The 17,348-nt window shown below is 70.5% G+C and carries 14 protein-coding genes and 1 riboswitch; of the genes, 13 read left to right on the forward strand and 1 reads right to left on the reverse strand.

The features are described 5' to 3' along the window. Positions 1 to 70 precede the first annotated feature (70 nt). On the reverse strand, positions 71 to 2,560 hold the full coding sequence (locus tag ACZ68L_RS03590; protein ID WP_469573860.1) for a YfhO family protein: 2,490 nt from the start codon (positions 2,558 to 2,560) through the stop codon (positions 71 to 73). 123 nt (positions 2,561 to 2,683) lie between these two features. On the opposite strand from ACZ68L_RS03590, the gene ACZ68L_RS03595 reads away from it, so the two are divergent. From ACZ68L_RS03595 to ACZ68L_RS03655, 13 genes are all read left to right on the forward strand, one after another. Continuing rightward, a complete protein-coding gene (locus ACZ68L_RS03595) occupies positions 2,684 to 3,649 on the forward strand; it encodes a glycosyltransferase family 2 protein (protein WP_469573862.1) in 966 nt (321 codons plus the stop codon). After that, positions 3,646 to 4,047: a GtrA family protein gene (locus ACZ68L_RS03600; protein ID WP_469573864.1), complete on the forward strand. Its 402-nt coding sequence runs from the start codon at positions 3,646 to 3,648 to the stop codon at positions 4,045 to 4,047. The genes ACZ68L_RS03595 and ACZ68L_RS03600 overlap by 4 nt, the downstream gene beginning before the upstream one ends. A gap of 152 nt (positions 4,048 to 4,199) precedes the next feature. Next, positions 4,200 to 4,856: a SurA N-terminal domain-containing protein gene (locus ACZ68L_RS03605; protein ID WP_469573865.1), complete on the forward strand. Its 657-nt coding sequence runs from the start codon at positions 4,200 to 4,202 to the stop codon at positions 4,854 to 4,856. Between the two features lie 36 nt (positions 4,857 to 4,892). Beyond that, positions 4,893 to 5,867, forward strand: coding sequence for a nucleoside triphosphate pyrophosphohydrolase (locus tag ACZ68L_RS03610; RefSeq protein ID WP_469573866.1), 975 nt, complete (start codon positions 4,893 to 4,895; stop codon positions 5,865 to 5,867). Positions 5,868 to 5,877: 10 nt separating this feature from the next. Then, on the forward strand, positions 5,878 to 7,299 hold the full coding sequence (locus ACZ68L_RS03615) for a cytochrome P450 family protein (RefSeq protein WP_469573867.1): 1,422 nt from the start codon (positions 5,878 to 5,880) through the stop codon (positions 7,297 to 7,299). A gap of 105 nt (positions 7,300 to 7,404) precedes the next feature. Next, positions 7,405 to 8,361: a transglycosylase family protein gene (locus ACZ68L_RS03620; protein ID WP_469573869.1), complete on the forward strand. Its 957-nt coding sequence runs from the start codon at positions 7,405 to 7,407 to the stop codon at positions 8,359 to 8,361. Between the two features lie 300 nt (positions 8,362 to 8,661). Continuing rightward, positions 8,662 to 8,831: riboswitch (cyclic di-AMP (ydaO/yuaA leader) on the forward strand. A 3-nt stretch (positions 8,832 to 8,834) separates the two neighbouring features. Continuing rightward, complete coding sequence (locus ACZ68L_RS03625) at positions 8,835 to 9,596, forward strand: transglycosylase family protein (protein WP_469573871.1); 762 nt, start codon at positions 8,835 to 8,837, stop codon at positions 9,594 to 9,596. A 432-nt stretch (positions 9,597 to 10,028) separates the two neighbouring features. Next, positions 10,029 to 11,315 (forward strand): phosphopyruvate hydratase, encoded by a 1,287-nt coding sequence (gene eno, locus ACZ68L_RS03630; protein WP_469573873.1) that lies wholly within the window; start codon positions 10,029 to 10,031, stop codon positions 11,313 to 11,315. A gap of 194 nt (positions 11,316 to 11,509) precedes the next feature. Then, positions 11,510 to 11,980, forward strand: a complete 471-nt coding sequence (locus tag ACZ68L_RS03635; RefSeq protein WP_469573874.1) for an FtsB family cell division protein — start codon at positions 11,510 to 11,512, stop codon at positions 11,978 to 11,980. 61 nt (positions 11,981 to 12,041) lie between these two features. After that, on the forward strand, positions 12,042 to 12,650 hold the full coding sequence (locus ACZ68L_RS03640; RefSeq protein ID WP_469573876.1) for a DUF501 domain-containing protein: 609 nt from the start codon (positions 12,042 to 12,044) through the stop codon (positions 12,648 to 12,650). 74 nt (positions 12,651 to 12,724) lie between these two features. Then, positions 12,725 to 13,666 carry a Ppx/GppA phosphatase family protein gene (locus tag ACZ68L_RS03645; RefSeq protein ID WP_469573877.1) on the forward strand — a complete coding sequence of 314 codons (942 nt, stop codon included), beginning with the start codon at positions 12,725 to 12,727 and terminating at the stop codon, positions 13,664 to 13,666. Positions 13,667 to 14,208: 542 nt separating this feature from the next. Further along, positions 14,209 to 15,594, forward strand: coding sequence for an NAD(P)/FAD-dependent oxidoreductase (locus ACZ68L_RS03650; protein WP_469573879.1), 1,386 nt, complete (start codon positions 14,209 to 14,211; stop codon positions 15,592 to 15,594). Between the two features lie 377 nt (positions 15,595 to 15,971). Continuing rightward, the gene (locus tag ACZ68L_RS03655) at positions 15,972 to 17,276 is read left to right on the forward strand and encodes a class I SAM-dependent methyltransferase (protein ID WP_469573880.1); all 1,305 of its coding nucleotides are present in this window, start codon (positions 15,972 to 15,974) and stop codon (positions 17,274 to 17,276) included. The last annotated feature ends 72 nt before the right edge of the window (positions 17,277 to 17,348 follow it).

The raw sequence follows: 17,348 nt of genomic DNA on the forward strand, positions 1-17,348 counted from the left end.
GGATGTTCCGACAACGCGGCGAGGTGCCGTAGCTGGCGTCGCGCGCCCGTCAGGGATTACGGGACAGCCCTTAGCTCCCGGAGGCCGGACCCCGCCGTCGCCGCCGCGCCCCCCACACCCCGGCCACCAGCAGGGCGAGTGCCGCGCACCCGCCGATCGCCTCGCCCGCCCGCAGGCCGGGGGGCCGGAACGTGCAGTCGACAAAGCCGCCGCGGGCCGGGACCGGGGTGGCGACCAGACCCAGGTAGCTGTCGGCGGGCCGCCCCTGGCAGCTCCAGCCGGCGATCCGGGGCGCGGCGATCAGAGCCGTTCCGGTGCTGCCGGGCGGGAGTTCGGCCCGGACACCGTGGCCGGTGACGTGGACGGTGGTCGCGCCGGTGCGCTTCAGCCCGGCGACCGCCGAGGCCAGCCGGGACCGGTCCAGACAGCCGATCGCCTGATGCGGCACGGTCCCGGCGCGCACCGGGGCCAGCGTGACCCGCACGTTCCCGCCCCCGCCGACCGTGCCCAGGCGCTGCATCACGGCACGCCTGGCCGGCAGCTGCCCCTTGAACTCGACCTCCGGGCCGTCGCCGAGCCGTGCCCGGCCGAACATGTCGGGCGCCCACAGATACGCCTCGGTGCCCGCCGGGCAGGCTGCGGTCAGCGTGTACGTACCGCGCCCCACCCGGTAGTCGTACGCCCCCTTGTCGGCCACCGCACCGCCCCCCGCCGCGCGCAGCACCGTCTTCGGCACCGTGTACACCGTCGAGCCCAGCAGCGCCTCCTGGTTGCGGTACGGCGAACGGCCGTACGGCACGGGGCCGCCCGGCGGCCGTACCGTCACCAGCGGCGGCGCCTGTTCACGGCTCACCGTCACCGGCCGGTCGTCCGGGGCGTTCGCCCCCTGGTGCGGATCGCGCGGCCCGCGCACCCGCGCGCCGACCGAGAAGACCGCGTCCGTGACCGGGTTGTCGAGGCTCTGCACGGCTCGGCCGTTCGACGTCCACCCGCCGCCGAGGGCACGCATCGTGCGGGTCAGCACGGCGGGCGTGTGGCTGCTGTAGTACGCGCCGCCCTGCCCGCCCACCAGCAGCGGATCGTTCGCGGTGGTCTGCTCCCGGCCGGGGTCCGTGCGATAGCCCGGCCAGCCGTCGGCGCCCGCGACCACGGCCGCCTGGGTCCGCTGCCGTTCGCCCCAGGGCGCGTAGTCGTCGAGCCGGTTCAGTCGTTGCCGGTCGAAGTACGCGGTGGTCGCGGCGGCCTGCCCGGCCTGTGCGCCGATCAGCAGCACGGCGGCGAGCGCCGCGAGCCTCCGGCCCCGCCCGACCAGCACCACAGCGCCGGCCGCGGCCACCAGGCCCACCGCGAACAGCGGATACGTCCACCCGGTGACCAGGCCGCTGAAGCCGGCCCCGGCCGCGATCAGCACCAGCACCGCGGCCCCGCCGAGCAGCGCCCGCCGCCCCGGCCAGCCGTACGAGACCGAGACCCAGGCGGCGATCACCACCAGCCCGGCCAGCACGAACGTCTGCCGGTACGGACTGCCGTTGGGCGTGGCGAAGGCATGCCAGAGCAGATGGGTGGGGCCCCACTGCAAGGACAGCGCGACCCCGGCCACCAGCCCCGCCCACGCCCACCGCTCGCGCCCCGGCACGGACCGCTGGAAGGCCAGCGCGCAGGCCAGCAGCAGGGTGCCCGTGCCCAGGAAGAGGGCCGGGGTGAAGAAGCTGTACGTGGCGGGCAGCAGCCGAGCGAGCACATCGGGCCAGGCGGCGGGCGCGAACGTCCGGTCCCAGCCCGGGTAGGCGTGCTTGGTGCCCAGGTAGACGGGGAGCAGGACGGGCGCCGAGAGCCCGACGCCCACCCCGACTGTGCAGACGGCCCGTACCAGCCCCCGGACCACCGTCCGTCGGTCGTCCCGCTCGGTGAAGAGCCGGACGGCCAGCACCAGAGCGGCACCGAGCGTCGCCATGTACGCCGTGTAGAAGTTGGCCGCCCACACCACCGCGACGAGCAACGGCGCGGCGATGCGGTGGCGTCCTGTCCGGGCCCACTCGGCGACCAGGCAGAGCAGCGGCAGCGCGACCAGACCGTCCAGCCACATCGGGTTGTACGAGGCCTCGGCGACCGACCAGCCGCACAGCGCGTACGAGGCGCCGAGTGCCCCGGCCGCCCACCAGCGCCCGCCACGCAGCGTCAGCAGGAACAGGGCCATCAGCGCCGCCGCCGACGCCATCTTCAGGACCGTGACCACATAGACCGCGAGATCGATCCGGTCGCGCGGGAAGACCCCGACGAGCAGGGCGAACGGGCTGGTCAGATAGGTGCCGAGATCCGGCAGGAAGCTCGTCCCGTACCCGGAGGACCAGTTGAGCAGCAGCCCGCCGTCGGCGTTCCCGTGCAGCAGGTCCCACAGTCGGGCGTGGAACGGCACGAACTGATTGCCCAGGTCGTTGACGCTGCGCGTGTGCGGCCCGAACGGGAAGACGCGCGCCACGGCGTCACCCGCGCAGACTGCGGCGACGGTGAGCAGCGCGGCGAGCGAGCCCGCGCACAGGCGGGGACGGGAAGTCGGCATACGCAGGAATATGCCAGCCTCGAACGGGTAAACCCGGGCCGGAATAGGGCAGTTCACTTGATGGACGCCCCTCAGCCATATGGAGCGTCAGATTCCGACACGTGCGCGGGTTGGTGTACATCCGTGCTGATCTCGCTGGTGGTGCCTTGTTTCAACGAGGAAGAGATCCTCGAACGCTTCCATGAACGCGTCACGGAAGAAATGACGCGGCTGGGACATGAATTCCAACTGGTCTACGTCGACGACGGCAGCAAGGACCGGACCCTGGCGATCCTCCAGGAGTTAGCCGCCGCCGACCCTCGGACCCGCTACGTCTCCTTCAGCCGCAACTTCGGCAAGGAGGCCGCCATGCTGGCCGGTCTCCAGCACGCCGAGGGCGACGCGGTCGTCATCATGGACGCCGACCTCCAGCACCCGCCGGAGCTCGTGGGGCGGATGCTCCAGGAGCACGCGGACGGCTACGACCAGGTGATCGCCCGCCGCACCCGCAAGGGTGACCGCGTCACCCGCACGGTCAGCGCCCGCGCCTACTACTGGCTGATCAACCGGCTGGTCGACGTGGAACTGGTCGACGGAGTCGGCGACTTCAGACTGCTGTCCCGCCGCACGGTCGACGCCGTGCTGGAGCTCACCGAATACAACCGGTTCTCCAAGGGCCTTTTCGCCTGGGTGGGATTTCGCACCACGACCTTCAGTTACGAGAACGCCGTACGCGAACAGGGCCGTTCCGCCTGGACCTTCGGGAAGCTCCTCAATTACGGTCTCGACGGGCTTCTCTCCTTCAACAACAAACCGCTGCGCGCCGCGCTCTACCTGGGCATGCTGCTGCTGTCCGTCGCCCTCGCCTACGCCGCGTGGATCGTCGGCGTCGCGCTGGTGAGAGGGGTCGACACCCCCGGCTATGTCACCCTCCTCGTCGTGGTCACCGCCCTCGCCGGGGTCCAGATGGTGATGGTCGCAGTGGTCGGCGAGTACGTCGGCCGTATCTACTACGAGGTGAAGCGCCGCCCGCACTTCCTGGTGAAGGCCACGAACACCGCGGCGGCGACGAAGCCGATACGGGAACGCCAGGAGTTCGCACGCCGATGACGGTCAAGGCACAGATGGCCCGATTCGCCCTGGTGGGAGTCGTGAACACCGGTACGTACTACGGCTGTTACCTCGTCCTGCTGACCTGGCTGCCGTACATCGCCGCCCATGTGGCCGCGTTCGCGCTGAGCATGACCGGGTCCTTCTTCCTGAACTCGTACTTCACCTACCGGACCCGGCCCACCTGGCGGAAGTTCCTGCTCTTCCCGCTCACCAACGCCGCCAACTTCGTCATCACGACCGGTGGCGTCTATCTGCTGGTCGATCTCGCCGGATTCAGCAGCCGGTACGCGCCGCTGGTCGCGGCCGCGGCGGCCATCCCGATCACCTTCGTCGTCTCGCGCACGATCATGCTGCGCCCGGACCGCGGGGCCCCGGCGGCCGAACGCGTCTCCTGAGCGCGGCCTGAGGGCTGTCCCGGAGAGGGCCCACATCCCCAACTCCTTCCGAATCGTTGGTCGAACCAGTGGCCCCAACCACATCCACTGCCTAACATCGATCAACGCAAGGTCTTGTGCACTGATGCACAAACTCTCCCCGGGAGGTTCCTTTGCACCGCCGCCGTCGCACCGCGCTCACCGTCTCCGCCGCCCTGCTCGCAGGCGCCCCACTCCTGGCCGCCTGCGGCAGCCAGGCCCACCCGGGCGCCGCGGCCCTCGTCGGCGGGGACCGGATCGAGGTGTCCACGCTGCAGGGCCAGGTGGCGGCGGTACGGGAGGCCCAGCGCGATTCGAAGGACGCCTCCCAGCTCATCGACAAGTCCGGGCAGCTCAGCCGGGCCAAGCTGCACGGCATGATCTTCGACCGGGTCCTCGACCGGGCCGCGCGGGACGCCGGCGTTACCGTCAGCCGCAACGAGATCCAGCAGATGCGCAGGGCTGCTGCCGCCCAGTCCGGGGGAGAGACACAGCTGCGGACGGCGATGCTCCAGCAGAGCTGGGTCGCCCCCGACCAGATCGACGCCGTCCTGCGCGAGCAGGTCCAGCTGACGAAGCTGGCCCAGGCGCTCGGCGCCGACCTGCAGCAGCCCGCGGGGCAGAAGGCCGTCGGCGACGCGCTCAGCAAGGCGTCGAAGGCGCTGAAGGTCGACGTGAACCCGCGGTACGGCGCCTGGGACGACAAGCAGACTCAGCTCGCCAACTACAAGGCCCCCTGGATCACCCAGGTCACCAAGGCCGCCGAGGCGGGTGCCGAGTCCGGCGCCTGAGGGCGGCGACCGGAGCGACCGGAGTAGATTCGAACGGTGAAATCTGAAGCCCCCGGCCGTATCGTCCTGCTCACCGCCAGCCACCGCGTCGCGCCCGGTCTCCTGTCCTGGCCCGCCTGGCAGACGCTGCACGCCGCCGACCGGGTGCTCTGCGCCGAGCGGGAGAATCCGCAGCTGCCGTACCTGCGCGAGGCGGGCGTCACCGTGGAGCACTCCGCGCCCACCGCGCAGGAGCTCGTCGACGCCTGCGCGGGCGGCCGGAGCGTCGTCGTCCTCACGAGCGGCGAAGGCAGCCCGGCGCTGACCGACGGGCTCGCGCGGCTCGCGGGTTCGGGCCGGGTGCGGATGCCGGACCTGGAGCTGCTGCCCGGTTCGTACGATCTGCCGGGGGCCCGGTTCCTCGATCTGGTCCAGATCATGGACCGGATCCGGATCGAATGCCCCTGGACCTCGCAGAAGACCCACAAGGGCCTCGCCAAGTACGCCATCGAGGAGGCGTACGAACTCGTCGAGGCGATCGAGGACGGCGACCGCGACGAGCTGCGCGAGGAGCTCGGGGACGTACTGCTCCAGGTCGTCTTCCACTCCCGGATCGCCGAGGAAGGCCGCCCCGAGGACGGGGCGGAGCCGTTCTCCGTCGACGACGTGGCCGCGACCCTCGTCGAGAAGCTGATCCACCGCCACCCGCACGTCTTCGGCGACGAGACCGCCGAGACCCCGCAGGACGTGCACGCGCACTGGCTGCGGACCAAGGCCGTCGAGAAGCAGCGCGACTCGGTCACCGACGGGGTGCCGCTCGGCCAGCCCGGCCTGGCGCTGGCGGCGAAACTGGCGGGCCGGGTCCGTACCGCGGGGCTCGACGTGGCGCTCCCCACGGGCGACGGCATCGGGTACGAGCTCCTCGCCCTCGCCGTGCGCGCCGAACAGGACGGCATCGACCCCGAGGCCGCGCTGAGGGCCGCGGGCCGCGCCTACCGGAACGCCATCCGGGCGGCGGAGAGCAACGGATAACGTCGGGGGGGTGAACCACAGCCCCGTCGACCGCCCCGCCGATCCGCCCGCCGACGGCCCCGCCGGTGATTTCGGTGACCGCCCCGCCGATGGCCCGGCGGCCCACTCCGGCTCCCGCCCCGCCGACAGCCCCGCCGCTGCCCCCGGCGATCACCCCGCCGCCTGCCCCGTCGGTGCGCCCGAACTCTTCACCTGGGAGTTCGCCACCGATCCGTATCCGGCCTACGCCTGGCTGCGCGAGCACAGCCCCGTGCACCGCACCGCGCTGCCCAGCGGCGTCGAGGCGTGGCTCGTGACCCGGTACGCGGACGCCCGGCAGGCGCTCGCCGACTCCCGGCTCTCCAAGAACCCGGCGCACCACGCCGGGCCGGCGCACGCCAAGGGGAAGACGGGTATCCCGGGCGAGCGCAAGGCGGAGCTGATGACGCATCTGCTGAACATCGACCCGCCCGACCACACCCGGTTGCGCCGCCTCGTCTCCAAGGCGTTCACCCCGCGCCGGGTGGCCGCGTTCGCGCCGCGCGTGCAGGAACTGACGGACCGCCTGATCGACCGCTTCATCGCGGAGGGGAAGGCGGACCTCATCCACGACTTCGCGTTCCCGCTCCCCATCTACGCGATCTGCGATCTGCTCGGCGTGCCGCGCGAGGACCAGGACGACTTCCGGGACTGGGCGGGCATGATGATCCGCCACGGCGGCGGACCGCGCGGCGGGGTGGCCAGGTCGGTGAAGAAGATGCGCGGCTATCTCGCCGAACTGATCCACCGCAAGCGGGAGAACCCGGGGGACGATCTGATCTCGGGGCTGATCAGGGCCGGCGACCACGGCGAGCACCTCACCGAGAACGAGGCCGCGGCCATGGCCTTCATCCTCCTCTTCGCCGGCTTCGAGACGACGGTCAATCTCATCGGCAACGGGGTGTACGCCCTGCTGCGCGACCCCGCGCAGCGCGAGCGGCTGCACCTCTCCCTCGACGCGGGGGAGAGCGGGCTGCTGGAGACCGGGATCGAGGAACTGCTGCGGTACGACGGCCCGGTGGAGCTGGCGACCTGGCGGTTCGCCACCGATCCGCTGACGCTCGGCGGGCAGGACATCGCGGCCGGCGACCCCGTGCTCGTCGTACTCGCCGCCGCCGACCGCGATCCGGAACGCTTCGAGAACCCCGACACGCTCGACCTCGCACGGCGTGACAATCAGCACCTCGGATACGGGCACGGCATCCACTACTGCCTGGGAGCGCCACTCGCCCGGCTGGAGGGACAGACCGCGCTCGCCACGCTCCTGAGGCGCCTTCCGGACCTGCGACTTGCGGTGGAACCTACCGATTTGCGGTGGCGTGGCGGACTCATCATGCGTGGACTGCGCACCCTGCCCGTGGAGTTCGCGCCGGGGGTCGCGACGACACAAGATGACACTCTGTCAACTCTGTGACTTTCACGTGATCTGCGCTGCATCGACTTGTGACACGCGTTCGAGTCCCGCTAGGTTCACCGTTCGACTCACCAGTCACTCGTCAGTCACACGGAAGGCAACCCCATGGGCTCCGCGAACGGCAGACACCGTCGCCCTCGTCAGGCACCCGCCATCGTCGTCGCCGCGGGCGTGACCGGCTCGGCCATCGCCATCCCGCTGCTCGGCGCGGCCGGTGCGCACGCGGCCGACGCCACGACCTGGGACCGGGTGGCCGAGTGCGAGAGCGGCGGCATGTGGAGCGCCGACCTCGGCAACGGCTCCTACGGCGGTCTGCAGTTCTCGCCGGAGACCTGGAAGGCGTACGGCGGCGAGTCGTACGCCCCGCGTGCCGACCTCGCCAGCCGCGTGCAGCAGATCGCCGTGGCCCAGAAGGTCCTGGCCGACAAGGGGCCGAAGGCGTGGCCCAGCTGTGCGGTCATCTCCGGTCTCGCGACGGACGGAACGCTGCCGGGTGTCGACCCGGGGGTCACGGACTCCGCCGGGACGGCGGACGGTGTGGAGCCGGCTGACGGCGCGTCGGCGACCCCGTCCGATGCCGCCGCGCCCTCGGGCGCCGCCCACAAGCCGACGGGCAAGCCGACGGGCAAGAAGGCGGACAAGAAGGCGGACAAGGCGGTCCCCTCCGCGAAGCCTTCGGCCACCGAGTCGGCCGCCCCGTCCACGGGTCCGTCCTCCAAGGCATCCGATTCGCCCCGTACATCCGACTCGTCCAGCGGTACGCATGGCAAGCATCGCGGCGCTCCGGCCCCCGAGGAGAGCCGGGACGTGGACGGCGGCCTCGACCGCGAGTCGGGCCGCCATGCCTCCCGTGGCGGCGGCGACGCGCGCGACGCGGGCGCGCCGGTCGCCGACGGCGCGTACACCGTCCGTTCCGGCGACAACCTCTGGGCGATTGCTGATGCACAGAAGGTTCCCGGCGGCTGGCCCGCGCTCTATGAGGCCAACAAGGGGACGGTCGGCTCCGACCCGGACCTCATCCTTCCTGGCCAGAGCCTCCGTCTCGATGTGAAGGCCGACTGAGGACAGTCTGAAAATCGGCTAATAGAGCCTCAAGAACCGGGGTAGTTCAGGGACCTATGTCCACTTATGCGTAAGTGAGACATGGGTCTCTTTACGTCAACTGGCGTGTCGCGCTCGGGGGGCCCTTCCGTAGCGCCTCCCACCTGCGGAAACGATGGTTCCTCAGATGCAAGTAAGGGCTGATTGTCCGATGTGTCCATCTTTGAATGTGGGGGTTGCCTATGTTTACGGTCGGAACCGCTCGCACCGCGGGCCCCGTCGACCGTCACGCCGAATCCTGCCGTCGGTCGAAGGGAACAGACGCGTAAAGCGCCGTAGGCAGGAGCGGGGGACCCAGGTAAGCGCCGGCCCGATCGCCGAAAGACGGTCAGGGACGGCTTGGGGTGAAGTCGCGTGCTAGGACGTGCGACCGGGCAACTCACTTGGCCCGAACCCGACAGCTCACCTCGTAGGCGTCGGTGAGGAGAAGTTCCATGCTGCTTTCCAGCAAGGGCAAGCACCGCCGCCCGTCCAAGGCCGTTCGTATCGCCACGCTCGCCGGTGTCGCCGGTACCGCCGTCGTCGTTCCGCTGATGGGCGCGACCGGTGCCTCCGCCGCCTCCGTCGCCACCTGGGACGCTGTCGCTCAGTGCGAGTCCGGTGGCAACTGGTCCATCAACACCGGCAACGGCTACTACGGCGGTCTGCAGTTCTCGCAGTCCAGCTGGGCCGCCGCCGGCGGTACGCAGTACGCCTCCCGTGCCGACCTGGCCACCAAGGCCCAGCAGATCGCCACCGCCGAGAAGCTCCTCGCCATGCAGGGCCCGGGTGCCTGGGGCTGCGCCGGCGCCGGCAACCTGCGCAACGACGGTGTGAACCCGGGCGTCGACACCGGCTCCTCCTCGAAGACCAACTCCGGCGCCACGCAGCAGCAGAGCGCCCCCGCCGCGCCCGAGCGGCCGACCCAGCAGGCCCAGCCGAAGAAGGCCGAGCGCACCGAGGCCCCCGCCACCAACCGCTCGGACCGCTCCGCCGCCCCGCAGGCCGAGGCGAAGAAGACCGTCACCACCCCGACCGGCGAGAAGGTCAAGAAGGGCGACGGCGAGTACAAGGTCGTCTCCGGCGACTCCCTGAGCAAGATCGCCGCCGACCACGAGGTCAAGGGCGGCTGGCAGCGGCTGTTCGAGCTGAACAAGGACATCGTCAAGGACGCCGACCTGATCTACCCGGGTCAGCAGCTGCACCTGACGAAGTAGTCCGGGATCTCTCCTCCCTGAGCACCCCGGCCCGGCGCGCGTTCCCCCGTACGCGCCGGGCCGGGGTTTCCGTGTGACCCCTGCTTCCGCGAGGTGCGTCACCTCTCTGTGTGCGGCAGCTCCGTCCCGGCGGAGTGTGCGGCAGCTCCGTCCCTGCGGGGCGCGTCGCCTCCGTATCGCGTCCGTACGGGCCGGTGCCGGACCGCGCGAGGCGGGCTCCGGGATGGCCCCATCGGTGCGTGATCGTTCAACTTCTGTAGTTACTGGCCAGTAAAATTCTGGCCGTTCGCCCCGTAATGCTCGCTCTTGGGTCCTTTTTCGTCCCAGGGGACGGGCGGTAGTCCGACTGAGCGGGCCGGGCCGGTTAGGCTCTTGTCGCAAGGCCAAAGTGACCCTGCACAACCAGTGTCATATCCCAGAAGGAGATGCCTCGTGCCGTCCATCGACGTCGTCGTAGCCCGGGAAATCCTCGACTCCCGGGGGAACCCCACGGTCGAGGTCGAGGTCGGCCTCGACGACGGCAGCACGGGCCGTGCTGCCGTGCCGTCCGGCGCCTCCACCGGTGCGTTCGAGGCCATTGAGCTTCGCGACGGTGACCCCAACCGCTACCAGGGCAAGGGCGTGGAGAAGGCCGTCCTCGCCGTGATCGAGCAGATCGGCCCGGAGCTCGTGGGTTACGACGCGACCGAGCAGCGGCTGATCGACCAGGCGATGTTCGACCTGGACGCGACGGAGAACAAGGGCTCGCTCGGCGCGAACGCCATCCTCGGCGTCTCCCTGGCCGTCGCCCACGCCGCCTCCGAGGCCTCGGACCTGCCGCTGTTCCGCTACCTCGGCGGCCCGAACGCGCACCTGCTGCCCGTTCCGATGATGAACATCCTCAACGGTGGGTCGCACGCCGACTCCAACGTGGACATCCAGGAGTTCATGATCGCCCCGATCGGCGCGGAGTCCTTCTCCGAGGCCCTGCGCTGGGGCGCCGAGGTCTACCACACGCTGAAGAAGGTCCTGAAGACCAAGGGCCTTTCGACGGGTCTCGGCGACGAGGGCGGCTTCGCGCCGAACCTGGAGTCGAACCGCGCCGCCCTGGACCTCATCGTCGAGGCCATCAAGGAGGCCGGCTACGTCCCGGGCAAGGACATCGCGCTCGCGCTCGACGTCGCCGCCTCGGAGTTCTACAAGGACGGCACGTACGAGTTCGAGGGCAAGTCCCGCTCGGCCGCCGAGATGACCGAGTACTACGAGGAGCTCGTCTCCGCGTACCCGCTGGTCTCCATCGAGGACCCGCTGTACGAGGACGACTGGGCCGGCTGGAAGGTCATCACCGACAAGCTCGGCACCAAGGTGCAGATCGTCGGTGACGACCTGTTCGTCACCAACCCGGAGCGTCTGGCCCGCGGCATCGAGGAGGGCTCCGCCAACGCCCTGCTCGTCAAGGTCAACCAGATCGGTTCGCTGACCGAGACCCTGGACGCCGTCGAGCTGGCCCAGCGCAACGGCTTCAAGTGCATGATGTCCCACCGCTCCGGCGAGACCGAGGACGTCACCATCGCCGACCTCGCCGTCGCGGTGAACTGCGGTCAGATCAAGACCGGCGCCCCGGCCCGCTCGGACCGCGTCGCCAAGTACAACCAGCTGCTGCGCATCGAGGAGATCCTCGACGACGCCGCGGTGTACGCGGGCCGCTCCGCGTTCCCCCGGTTCCGCTCCGAGAGCTGATCGGCACAGCGCCACGACAGCCGGTCCGGCACAGCGCTCCGTGAACCGATGAGCGCAGCGCCTCGCGAACCGTCAGGCGCGGCCAGACCTGATCGCAGGCCCCTCGCGGGTCAAAGGCACCGGCCTCCGTCCGTCCCCGCACTCGGTCCCGTACCGTGTGCGGGGACGGACGTGCGTAATGGGGAGGCGGAGACATGGCCGCGAAGGACCGGGACCGGTTCTCCACCGCGACCCGGCTGCGGCTGCTCGGCGAGCAGACCGCCGCCCGCGTCTACCGGTCGCAGAACCGCCGTCAGGCCCGCCGCTCCCGGCTCACCGGCCGGGCCGCCTTCCTCGCCCTCGTCGTCTGCTCCCTGGTGGTCGCGCTCGCGTACCCGATGCGGCAGTACGTGTCGCAGCGCGACGAGATCGCCGACCAGGAGCGCCGGGCGCAGGAGGCCGGAGCCCGTACCGAGGAGCTGCGCGACGAGAAGGCGCGCCTCCAGGACGACGCGTACATCAGGCAGCTGGCCCGCAAGCACCTGCACTACCTTCTCCCCGGAGAGACCGGTTATACGGTGATCGACCCCGACGCGGTCAAGGAGCGCAACGGCGAGACGGACGATTCCGGCCGGCCGTGGCACTCCAACCTCTGGGACGGCGTGGACAGCGCCGACCGCGACTGACTTCCTTTCATCCCCTCTGCAGAACCGCAGTTCGAGCAGCCCGATCAGAACCTAGGCAGGCATGGAAACCCCCCCTCCGCAGACCGAGTCCACCGCGCCCACCGAGGCGGACATCGCCGCGTTCCAGCTGCAGCTGGGCCGCCCGCCGCGCGGGCTGCGCGCGATCGCGCACCGCTGCCCGTGCGGCAACCCGGACGTGGTCGAGACCCAGCCCCGGCTGGAGGACGGTACGCCGTTCCCGACGACGTACTACCTGACGTGCCCGCGCGCCGCGTCCGCGATCGGCACGCTGGAGGCGAACGGCGTCATGAAGGAGATGACCGAGCGCCTCGCCACGGACCCGGAGCTGGCCGCCGCGTACCGGGCCGCGCACGAGGACTACATCGCCCGGCGCGACGCCATCGAGGTTCTTGAGGGCTTCCCGAGCGCCGGGGGCATGCCGGACCGGGTGAAGTGCCTGCACGTGCTGGTCGGCCACTCGCTGGCCGCCGGGCCCGGAGTGAACCCGCTGGGCGACGAGGCGATCGCCATGCTGCCGGAGTGGTGGCGCAAGGGGCCGTGCGTGACGCCGTGCGGCGCGCCGGAGGAGAAGGACGGCCGGACCGTCGAGACGCCTGAGGGCGGGCACTTCGCGTTCCGGCCGGCCGACGGGGCGCCGGACGAGGGCTGACCGTTCCCCCCGGGGCCCCGCCCCCGGACCCCCGCTCCTTGATCGCCGGAGGGGCTTGATTTCTAGGAGCACCCATGACCCGCGTGGCCGCCATCGACTGCGGTACCAACTCCGTCCGACTGCTCGTCGCCGACGCCGACCCGTCCACCGGCGAGCTCGTCGAGCTCGACCGGCGGATGGAGATCGTCCGCCTCGGCCAGGGCGTCGACCGCACCGGCAGGCTCGCGCCCGAGGCCCTGGAGCGGACGTTCGCCGCCTGCCGCCGGTACGCGGCGGTGATCAAGGAGCACGGGGCGCAGAAGATCCGTTTCGTCGCCACCTCCGCCTCCCGCGACGCGGAGAACAGGGAGGACTTCGTCCGTGGTGTGCTGGACATCTTGGGCGTCGAGCCCGAGGTGATCAGCGGCGACCAGGAGGCGGAGTTCTCCTTCACCGGCGCCACGAGGGAGCTCGCGGGCCGCGATCACCTCGCGAAGCCGTATCTCGTCGTGGACATCGGCGGCGGCTCCACCGAGTTCGTCCTCGGCGACGATCATGTGCGGGCCGCGCGCTCCGTGGACATCGGCTGCGTCCGGATGACCGAGCGGCACCTCGTGCACGAGGGTGTCGTGAGCGATCCGCCGGCCCCCGACCGGATCGCCGCGATCCGTGCCGACATCGACGCGGCCCTCGACCTCGCGGAGGAGAGCGTCCCGTTGACCGGGGCCGCCACGCTCGTCGGTCTCGCCGGGACGGTCACCACCATCGCCGCGATCGCCCAGGGGCTGAAGGAGTACGACTCCGAGGCGATCCATCACTCCCGGATCACCCTCGGGCAGGTCCAGGAGATCACCGGACGGCTCCTCGCCTCCACCCACGCCGAGCGTGCCGCGATCGGTGCGATGCACCCGGGGCGGGTTGATGTGATCACCTCCGGGGCGCTGATCCTGCTCGCCGTGATGGAGCGGACCGGGGCCCGGGAGGTCGTCGTCAGCGAGCACGACATCCTCGACGGTATCGGCTGGTCGATCGCGTAGGTCCGCTCCGGTGAGGGCCGCCCCCGGGCTGCCCCGCCGCGGTGCGCGACGGCCCGCCGCGGTGCGCGATGGTGCCGGCGGCCCGCGGTGGTGCGCGACGGGCTGCGGCGGACCTTCCGGGCGGTTCCTGAAAGGTGCTCATGCGCACTCCGGCCTGCACTTTCGAGCCTTCATGGGCCACCCGAGGGGCGCCTCGCGAGACAGGTCGCGACGAAGTTCGTGAACTTCTTCACAAGGAATTCGGCCCTGTGGAGGGCTGTTCTGCTCCGTATGGGCACTCAGGGTCGCCCGCGGGGGCGTTCCGTGTCGATACGGGGCTGTTCCGGGTGCGTTGCCGGAGTGTGAACCGGGGCGGTGGTTCGCCCCGCTCCGGGGCTCAAGGGCCAGCTCACAAGCGGTGAACAACGTTCGCCCCCGTGCCGCGGTTCCCCGTCGGCGTCATGACCTGGGTCACGTGGGCGGCGAAGTGTAGCAGAGGGTCGGCAATAGCTTGTGAAGGGGCTCACGAGCCCACCCTCCGAGGGGGGTGGATACTCGATGGCATGAGCACCACGGAGCGTCCCAGGATCCTCGTAGTAGGCGGTGGGTACGTAGGCCTGTACGCAGCTCGACGCATTCTGAAGAAGATGCGCTACGGAGAGGCGACCGTCACGGTCGTCGACCCGCGCTCGTACATGACGTACCAGCCCTTCCTCCCCGAAGCTGCTGCCGGCAGCATCTCGCCTCGGCATGTCGTCGTCCCGCTGCGACGCGTACTGCCGAAGGCCGAGGTGCTCACCGGCCGCGTCACGACCATCGATCAGGACCGCAAGGTCGCCACGGTCGCGCCGCTCGTCGGCGAGGCCTACGAGCTGCCTTTCGACTACCTGGTCATCGCGATGGGCGCGGTCTCCCGCACCTTCCCGATCCCCGGCCTCGCCGAGCAGGGCATCGGCATGAAGGGCATCGAGGAAGCCATCGGCCTGCGCAACCACGTCCTTGAGCAGCTGGACAAGGCCGACTCGACGACCGACGAGGACGTCCGCCGCAGGGCGTTGACGTTCGTCTTCGTGGGCGGCGGATTCGCTGGTGCGGAGACCATCGGCGAGGTCGAGGACATGGCCCGCGACGCGGCGAAGTACTACACGAACGTGAAGCGCGAGGACATGCGCTTCATCCTCGTCGACGCCGCCGACAAGATCCTTCCCGAGGTCGGCCCGAAGCTGGGCACCTGGGGCCGGGAGCACCTGGAGTCCCGTGGCGTCGAGGTCTTCCTCTCGACCTCCATGGACTCCTGCGTCGACGGTCACGTCGTGCTGAAGAACGGCCTGGAGGTCGACTCCAACACGATCGTGTGGACGGCCGGTGTGAAGCCGAACCCGGCGCTGGCCCGTTTCGGTCTGCCGCTCGGTCCGCGCGGTCACGTGGACACCTCCGAGAAGCTCCAGGTGCAGGGCACCGACTACATCTGGGCCGCGGGCGACAACGCCCAGGTCCCGGACATGGTCGGCCGCAAGGCCGGCAACCCGAACGCCTGGTGCCCGCCGAACGCCCAGCACGCACTGCGTCAGGCCAAGGTCCTCGGCGACAACGTCATCTCCGGGATGCGCGGCTTCCCGCAGAAGGAGTACAGCCACGCCAACAAGGGTGCGGTCGCCGGTCTGGGGCTGCACAAGGGCGTCGCGATGGTCGTCATGGGCAAGATGAAGATCAAGCTCAAGGGCCGTCTCGCCTGGTACATGCACCGGGCCTACCACGGCATGGCGATGCCGACCTGGAACCGTAAGATCCGGATCTTCGCGGACTGGACCCTTGCGATGTTCCTCAAGCGCGAGGTCGTCTCGCTCGGCGCCATGGAGACGCCGCGCGAGGAGTTCTACGAGGCCGCCAAGCCGGCCCCGGCACCGGCCGCCGCCAAGGCCGAGGGTGAGAAGGCCAAGGCCTCCTAGGGCCTCTCGTTCGGATCATGCCGGGCTCCGGCCCGATCCGAACGGAAGACCTCAGCCGGCCCGCGGGCCCGACTCGCCCGAGCAGTACGTGCACAACGCCCGAAGGGGCCGTCCGCCATCCGTGGTGCGGACGGCCCCTTCGGCGTACCCGGCCGCCGCGCGGCGGGGCATCGTGCGGAGCGCGAGGTGGCGCACCATCAAATACGTGTGACCTACAGGTATTTTGCCGTTCCGTTGCGCCATAGCGGGATGACCTGCGTTCCGCAGACTGTTGAGGGGGGTGTACCTCGCCGTGGCGTCGTGGGTGCCCGGCGTGGTTGCAGGCATGTTTGGGCATGTTTGGGCACATTGGGAACACCATCACGGAGGTGTGCGCCATGGCAGACGCCGCATTGCGGCTGACCGCTCTCGCCGAGGAGTTGCTGGGAGAAAAGCTGCCGGTCCGTATCCGGGCCTGGGACGGCAGCGAAACCGGACCGCCCGGTGCCCCCGTTCTTGTCGTCCGGAACCGCCGCGCGCTGCGCAGGCTGCTCTGGAAGCCGGGCGAACTGGGCCTGGCCCGCGCCTGGGTGGCGGGCGATCTGGGTATCGAAGGGGATCTGTACGAGGCTCTGGATCTGCTGGCCTCGCTGATCTGGGACCGCGGCGCGGAGGCCACGCACGGCGTCCATCCGGTCCGTGACCCGAAGGTGCGGGCCTTCGCCACGGGGCTGTTGCAGCTCGCGGGCCCCTGGCTCCCGCCCACGCCGCCGCCCGAGGAGGTACGCCGCCGCATCGGCACCCTCCACACCAAGCGCCGCGACAAGGAGGCCATCAGCCACCACTACGACGTGGGCAATGACTTCTACGAACTGGTCCTCGGCCCGTCCATGGTCTACTCCTGCGCCTACTGGGAGGACGACGGAAACCTTGAGGACGCCCAGCGCGACAAGCTCGACCTTGTCTGCCGCAAGCTCGGGCTGAAGGAGGGCGACCGGCTCCTCGACGTCGGCTGCGGCTGGGGCTCCATGGCCATCCACGCGGCCCGCACCTACGGCGCCCGGGTCACCGGAGTGACCCTCTCCAGCGAGCAGGCCGCCTATGCCAGGAAGCGCATCGCGGGAGAGGGCCTCACCGACCGGATCGAGATCCGGGTCCAGGACTACCGGGACGTCAGGGACGGCCCGTACGACGCCATCTCGTCCATCGGCATGGCGGAGCACGTCGGCTCCGTCCGCTTCCGCGAATACGCGGACGACCTCTACGCACTGCTCAAGCCCGGCGGCCGGCTGCTCAACCACCAGATCGCCCGCCGCCCCGAGAAGGACGAGTCCGCGTACCACGTGGACGAGTTCATCGACGCCTACGTCTTCCCGGACGGCGAACTGTCCCCGGTGGGACGGACCGTGACCACCCTCGAAGAGGCCGGCTTCGAAACCCGTGACGTCGAGTCGATCCGCGAACACTACGCACTGACCCTGCGCCACTGGGTCGCCAATCTGGAGAAGCACTGGGACCGCGCGGTCCGGATGACCTCGCCCGGACGGGCCCGCGTCTGGCGGCTCTACATGGCCGCCTGCGCCCTCTCCTTCGAGCACAACAAGATCGGCGTCAACCAGATCCTCGTGGTGCGCCCGGCGACGGGAGGCTCCTCCCGCCTGCCGCTGCGGGCCCGCGACTGGACGGCGTCCGCGACCGGCTGACACCGGGACGGACCGAGGGCCGGTACGCGCAGCACGGAGCTGCGCGTACCGGCCCTCGGGCGCGTCCGGCGA

The sequence above is a fragment of the Streptomyces sp. NPDC104309 genome (genome assembly GCF_055584025.1).